General features: G+C 51.7%; 4 protein-coding genes and 1 tRNA gene. 1 reads left to right on the top strand and 4 read right to left on the bottom strand.

Annotation, left to right across the window (positions count from 1 at the left end; all coding sequences use genetic code 11):
* From ACY69P_RS12010 to ACY69P_RS12000, 3 genes are all read right to left on the bottom strand, one after another.
* A partial coding sequence (locus ACY69P_RS12010) for a TonB-dependent receptor (protein WP_462327637.1) occupies positions 1–1,378 on the bottom strand: 1,378 nt, incomplete at its 3' end.
* Between the two features lie 289 nt (positions 1,379–1,667).
* A complete protein-coding gene (locus ACY69P_RS12005) occupies positions 1,668–3,389 on the bottom strand; it encodes an ABC transporter ATP-binding protein (protein ID WP_462327636.1) in 1,722 nt (573 codons plus the stop codon).
* On the bottom strand, positions 3,382–5,172 hold the full coding sequence (locus ACY69P_RS12000; protein WP_462327635.1) for an ABC transporter ATP-binding protein: 1,791 nt from the start codon (positions 5,170–5,172) through the stop codon (positions 3,382–3,384). Before ACY69P_RS12000 ends, ACY69P_RS12005 begins: the two co-directional genes overlap by 8 nt.
* Positions 5,173–5,432: 260 nt before the next feature.
* Between ACY69P_RS12000 and ACY69P_RS11995 the strand changes: the two genes are divergently transcribed.
* Positions 5,433–6,440, top strand: a complete 1,008-nt coding sequence (locus ACY69P_RS11995) for a helix-turn-helix domain-containing protein (protein WP_462327634.1) — start codon at positions 5,433–5,435, stop codon at positions 6,438–6,440.
* A gap of 634 nt (positions 6,441–7,074) precedes the next feature.
* Here the strand turns inward: ACY69P_RS11995 and ACY69P_RS11990 are convergent.
* Positions 7,075–7,151 (bottom strand) — tRNA-Val (locus tag ACY69P_RS11990).
* Positions 7,152–7,335: the final 184 nt, after the last annotated feature.

Below are 7,335 nucleotides of genomic sequence, written 5' to 3'. Positions count from 1 at the left end.
GGCTCGTGCTCATAGGTACGGCCCCAAAAGCCGCCTGCATGTCGGCATTCGGTTCATAGCTGATGGTGGCGGACTTGTAAGCATTGTACCAGCGCAGACCAGCAATGGCATGAATCGAATCCGTCAGGGGCACTTCAATCTGGCCAAACGGAGCAAACTCCTTGGTCGTCTGCTTAAAGGGCTGATTCAGTGCCGGATTGAGGGCGCCCATAGGCATATAGTCGGCATAGATGTTTTTGACATTCAGGTCGGCGTAGCTCCCGTACAGGCCAAGCAGCCACTTCATCTCACTCTCTGCGGGAGAGCTCACACGGAATTCCTGCGTTACTTCGTCGCGCTCAATATTTCGGCCAGACGTATTCGCTATGGCCATAACCGGATGCAGGTACGACTGGAAGTCAATGGTTTCTGTCCTGTAGGTCGTTACAGAGTCAAAAACCATGGAATCCCAATCCATCGTCGCAGTCAGCGCAAGATTCAACGTGTCGCTGTCCGAGAAATCGTCGTCATTGGAGAAAGAGTCGAGGGTCGCATCGTTGCCCTTGATGTATGCCGGGCGCTCGCGGGACTCGGTGTAGTCGCAGTGCAGGGCAAGATCGAGAACGTCAGAAGGCGTGTATCGAAAGACACCCTTGACCCTTTCCTTCTTGTCCGTATTGCTCCTGTCACGCCCTTCAGCGTCCATGTACCCTTCGGACTGCTCGTGCAAAGCGGACAAAGAAAAGTACAACTTGTCCTCTATGACAGGTCCGCTCACCGTACCGCCAAGGCCATAGCCCTCATACGATTCAGCTCGAGTAAAAACCTTCCCCCTGTAGTTGTTATCCGGTTGCTTTGAAATGATGTTAATGATGCCGCCAAATGTATTTTTGCCGTACATAACACTCTGTGGACCACGCAGCACTTCGACGCGCTCAATATCCATCAGCGGGGCGTCCATATTCATGAACGTATCCGCGGGTACACCATCGATGTAAATTACCAGAGGGTTGGTCTCGGTAGGAATGGCTGTCGGCGCGCCACGGAAGGACATATAGGTCAGACCACCCATGCCTCGGTTCACGGAAAGGTTTGGAATCCGGTACAAAACGTCATCGATTTCATTAACGCCTCTGTCGTTGAGCTTCTGGGAATCGAAGACCGTCAGGGACATAGGAGTTTTCTGGACTTCTGTTTCGCGCTTATCCACAGTCACAACGACAGCAGGTAACACACAGGTCGCCTCGGAATTCTCATCCTCAGCCGCACTCGCCGTCTGCTCATCCGTCTTGGCATCTTCCGTTTCGCCAGCTACGGCGCCCCCCGGAATTAAACACACGCATGCTGCGAGCAATAACGCCAAGCAGCATTGTCCCAATTTACTCATGAATGGGAACATAGCCCCTCCTCAATGATATTGAATATCCTTTTCAATAATGTGTTCTTCGTCTTCGATTGGACATATTCAAAACAAAGACGACCCCCAAAACAATTTGCCCAAGGTAATGACCCTGAAATAAAAAGGCACCACCAGAAATGCACAAAAAGTGTCCTATACCGTCTTCGGACCAGGAAGCCATCCCGCTTTCATCATGACGCCGTGAATGTTGCAAAAACCAGAGGAAGCCTTCTCCCCCCTAAAAACGACGCACCGGTGACCGGGAAGCCCCAGCCACCGGCTCAGCGCGCTATTGAATGCTCCAAGACTTCATTCTTTCCTGAGACTGCCAGAACTGATGGTAAATGCCCTTGTGGCTCATCAGTTCTTCATGAGTGCCCCTTTCGGCAATATCACCCTGTTTCAGCACAAGTATCTGATGCGCCCCGCGCACGGTTGACAACCTGTGGGCAATCACCAAAAGGGTCTTGTCCTGAACAAGAGCGCCTAGGGCCTCCTGAATCAGCAATTCATTTTCCGGATCCACCGAGGCGGTTGCTTCATCAAGCACAAGGAGCGGCGCGTCCTTCAAAATGGCTCTGGCTATGGCAATGCGCTGGCGCTCGCCACCAGAAAGCCTGGCTCCGCCCTCGCCCACCGGGGTATCGTACGCCTCCTCCAACTCCATGATGAATTCATGGCAATGGGCTTTCCGGGCTGCATCCATAACCTCTTCGCGGCTCGCCTCGGGACGGGCCATCCGAATGTTGTTCAGCACCGTATCGTTAAACAGATACACATCCTGAAAAACGACACTAAAATGCTTGTAGAATTCACTCTGCGAAAAGGTCCGAATATCCGTGCCACCAATGCGGATGCACCCTGTACTGACATCCCAAAAGCGAAGCAGAAGATTCGCGGTTGTTGTTTTTCCGCCGCCGGACTCGCCCACCAAGGCGGTGACTGACCCCTGCGGCATATGGAAAGAGATGTCGTTTAAAACCTTGCGTTGACCATAGGCAAAGGACACGCCCTCAAAGGTCACGCTGAGGTCTTTCGGCGGCGTATATCCCGGCATCTGCTGCAGGGACTTTTCATCAAATATCGACGCGATGCGCCGCAAGGACTCTGTGGCGAACCGAAACTCCGCCAAAAACACTCCAATATTCTGAAGGGGCTCATAGAACCGGCCGCTGATGAGCAAAATAAAGAGGAGGACGCTGGCTTCCGCCCTATTGGTGGCCACTGCCCAGCCTCCCACTGCCACTGTCGCAGCGAAGGTAATATCCAGCAGAGAGATGTAGGTCCGACAAAGGTTCCCAACCCTGACTTCCAACGCCAAGGCAAGCCTGCGGAAATTCTCATTGGCCGTCGCCCATGGAGTAAAGTCGCGCCCCAAAATGCCGTTGGCCTTGAGCTCTCCAATACCTCCGAGATATTCAAGGACGGTCCCGTCAGCCAACGCCCGGCTCTCCAAGAACTCCTGCGTTTGCGTACCGGTGGAGGTGTATGCTTTGTACAAAAGAGGCACCGACGCCGCCACGCCCACCAGAGGAATGAGGCTCAAAAAGCCGGTAACAAACCCCATGGCGGCACCAAGCATCACCACAATAGCGACACAGGCGGTCATCTCCTGGAGGTACACGCAGAATATTGACTCTGCATCGACCATATCGTGCAGAAAGCATCCGCTGATTTTGGAATTGTTCGTGCGTCGAAAATATGAAAGGGGCAAGCGCCGCAAATGATCGACAAGCCGAACCCGAATGTCCGCCACTATGGCATACCCAGCCTTCAGTGAGGCGGATGTGCCTGCAACACTTACGAAGTAGTACGCGGCGGCTAGCGTCAAAAGAAGAATGGAGAACCAGAACACACCCCAATACGACGGATCGCCCGCCAAATACAGCATAAGGAAAAACACAACGATATACGCAGCAGTCTGCACAGCCTGAACAGAAAACGTCCACGCAGTGGCCTGCAAAAGCGTCTTTTCCCTGCCTTCGATAAAGTCGAATATATTCCTAAACATTTGCGCCCCCGGAGCGTTGAGTGGTGCCAGGTGAGCACAGCTCCCACGACCGCGTCGTCTGCCAGGCGTCCCACAGCCGGCTATACACGCCGTTTTGCTCCAGCAAACTGGCATGGGTACCGCTCTCAGCTATGACGCCCTTGTCGAGGACAATTATATTGTCCGCATGGGCGATGGACGACAGCCTGTGTGCAACCACAAGCACCGTCTTATTTTTCAGGAACAGAGACAGACCTTTTTGGATGGCCTCCTCACTCTCTGGATCAACAAAGGCACTGGCTTCATCAAGCAAAACAATGGGGGCATTTCGCAAAGCCATACGGGCCAGCGCTAAACGCTGCCGCTGCCCTCCACTCAGGTGCACATCTCCGCCGGAACCGATCAACGTCTCATAACCACTTGGCAAATCAGCTATCAATTTGTCGCATTGCACCATTCGTGCAGCGGCTTCGATTTGCTCCTGCGAGGGATTCTCCACCCCAAGACACAGGTTCTCGCGCACGGTCCCGGAAAAAATGAAGGGTCGCTGAAAAACCAAAGCCATCAACTTGCCAAGTTCATCAGCGGCAAACTCATTCAACGCATGTCCCGCCACGGTAATTGTACCGGAACTAAGACTCTCCATACCCGCAAGCGCCGAGACCAACGTGCTCTTGCCCGAGCCGCTGGGACCGACAAGAGCTGTTATGGTTGACGCACGGGCCTCAAAGCTGATGTTCTGTAGCACGGGCTTGCCGTCGTAACTTACTGACAAATTTTCAACCTGCAGGTCGGGAACCATGTCGCTTTTGTATTTCACATCGCCACGCACTTCGACAGGTTCATCGAGGAGCTGCTTCATACCTTGATAGCCCATGCCGGCCTTCCACAAGAACGTGATGAACCGTGGCATCCGCGCCAGCGGCACAAAGGAAATCCACCCCGCCATGATAAACAGCAGCACCACATCAAGCTGAACGGAGCCTGACGTGTACAAAAGGGCACCAAAGATGGCCATAATGACAAACGGCATGGACGTTATGGTGAGGAAATACATTGAACGCCGCAAAAATACGTCCTGAATAACACCTTGAACCCTTTTCAAGTCTTCAATGGCGCCATTCATCCTCCCATAAGACTCCTTCGTTTTGTTGAATATTTTAATATCCTGCATACCGTGTATAAATTCCACAGCATCAGAATGCAGTACGGCGACGGATTTGAAATATTCGTCATTAAGTGTTGTGGTCTTTATAAGGCGCATAGTGATGTAGTGCATAGAAATCGCCAACACAGTGATTGACAAAATAATGAGCGACAACCTGGCATCAACAAAGAACAAAGCGAGCATGCAAAACAGTGGCAAAAGTACGCAGGCGATCATGTCGGAGATATGGTGGGCAATGAAGTGCTCTATCAATTCGACATCATGCTTCAAGACTTTCTTAAGTTCGCCTGTGCTTTTCTTAGCGAACCAATGCAGAGGGACCTTACCAAGATGATCCATCAACGTTGCGCACACTTTTGTCCCAAAAGTAAACGACGCCTTGTGTGCCAAGACCGTACACTTTGCTCTGCACATAGCACCAAGAACTATCGCACTGACAGCAACTGCGAACAACGCGATGAGCGTCACTGATCCCGAGTTTCCTGTGCTCAGCCCCCGATATATCATCCAAGACATGAATATCGGCACAGGGTAGAACACAGCCGCAGCCGCAGCGAACACCACAGCTTGACGCAATGGCGGAACGCTCTCTGGTGCCAATTCCATTAGGTGACGGACAGCAGATAGTCCTTTCATACGACATCTCCAAAGATGTTGAACGTTACGCCCTTACTCAATACGTCAAAACACTCTTGGGCATGAGCATCCTACTTGTTCGTCTTTCCGTAGGATTAGCTCAAAATCCAGCCTCCCTCTGCTCGAAAGGACATGAAAAATAGCCAGTTTGACGACGCAGACGCTCCCTCGTGGCTCTCAGGTGGAATTGACTTTCAATATCAGCGCTACTATTGTCCGCTTCCAGCGCCACTTTTCGCCTTTGACTAGGAGATTGGGTCATGAACGCACAGAATTTATTTGACAAAAACCTTACACTTTCCCGCGTTGCAGAAATCAGCCGCACGCACGGTTGTCACAAGGGCCCACGTACTGTGTCCTTTTCGTGTGATTGGGCACAAGGCAACGGTGTGGCTTTTGAACCGTTCAATGGTGTTCAGTTTGGAATTTGCGGACCGCTCACGGTGACAAAGGACAAAATGTCCTTCTTGCGTTGCGAGTCTCCTGTGCTGGTCTGCATTGTTGTTGTCTCCGGCGAGACGCAGATCAAATTTGCAGGAGAGGAAGGGGAAGCCGTATCAATAAGCTCCAGCATGTTTGCTCTTGGTGAGCTTTCTGATGTTGACATTGCTTTGCGTTTGCCAAAACAAAAAGACTACATGCATGTTGCGCTCTTCATGTCCAAAAACTTCTTGGAGAGTATTTTTGGACAAGGCGCCTACACAAATATAAAGAAGGTGTTGCAGGGCATGAAGGACTCCTGCGGAGCACCAACGCTAGCTGCAGGAATTGCCAGCGCCGAGTGCATGAAATGCGTCAAATGCTTTATTGAAAATCACGGCTGCCTTACGGGCAATGACCTGTATGCAAAGTACTCCATCCTTGAATTTTTCTTCAAAGCCGTGCGCAGCGCGGAAAAACAAAAGAAAAGCATCCCCGCAAGCTTTATGGATGACGAAATACAAAAAATCCAACAGTTAAAAAGCGAAATTGAGCAATGCTTTTTGATGATAGAGAACGCAGGTGACCTCTATTCCAAAGTTGGGATGAACCGCTCAAAGATTAACCAAGGGTTCAAGCACCTTTATGGTGTAAGCGTTGCGAAGTTCGTCCACAAATGCACAATGGAATACGCCTACTCCATGTTGAAGGAACGAAAAATGAATGTCAGCCAATGCGCCTTTGCTGTGGGCTACTCCAATGTTGGTCACTTCATCAGTGCCTACAAAAAGCTCTACGGCATCACCCCAAAGCAAACCATGCGACAAATGCAGGAGCTAACAAACTAGCACGTGGCCATCAGCACATTACACTGACGGCCACGTCCCACAAGGCGTCTACGCCGTGTTCCTTTCTGCTCCAACAGCGCAAGAAAGTGTCTGCCGCCGAATGTGCTGGGCTAAACGCCCATTGAAAATGCCCCGCCCCCTCGGATCACATCCCACTGACGCTTGCCGCCATAATTGGCACAAAAATATCGTGTCGAACTCCATGGACCCCAAAAACGAGCACGATCGAGCCAGACCGTGTATAACCGGACAAAAACGACGGCCAGGCATCAGCCGCACCCTTCGGATGCCACTTCGGATTAAGCATCGCACCAGAAATCCACGATTCAATGCGGCGACGTGCAACAGGAACTGCTCCATCACGTTTTCCGGCCGCAAAGCCACATTCTACGCATGCCGCCACGGTCAGATGTGTGTTGAAAACAGCGCTCCCCAATCTCAGTTCGGCGTTTAGCCAATTCCCCCAGCCCTGTCGGACAGTTTCTTGCCCTTTCGTTTGCAATAGCCTTGAAGGCAAATACAAGAGGGGGGATGCGGCGCAGCTGCAAAGCAGTGGCGCATCCCCCCTCAAAAAGCACAAACCCATAAAACACAAAAAAACCCCGGCCTTTTCAGACCGGGGTTTTGAAATCGATGGTGGGCGATACTGGATTTGAACCAGTGACTTCCACCGTGTGAAGATGGCACTCTGACCAACTGAGTTAATCGCCCGTATTTTCTACGGCATTCAGCCGAGAATGTTTTATGCCCGACAAGCTGCAGGTTGTCAATGCTGCTGCATTGGCTTTCGCCGCCTTCTCCCCGATGTGGGGACGGACCGTCGGGGCCCGGGGTGCAAAGTGGTGGGCGATACTGGATTTGAACCAGTGACTTCCACCGTGTGAAGATGGCACTC

The sequence above is a fragment of the Desulfobaculum sp. genome (assembly GCF_054921475.1).
The sequence above is the reverse complement of the archived record's forward strand: the minus strand, read 5'-3'. Positions and strand labels throughout refer to the sequence as shown.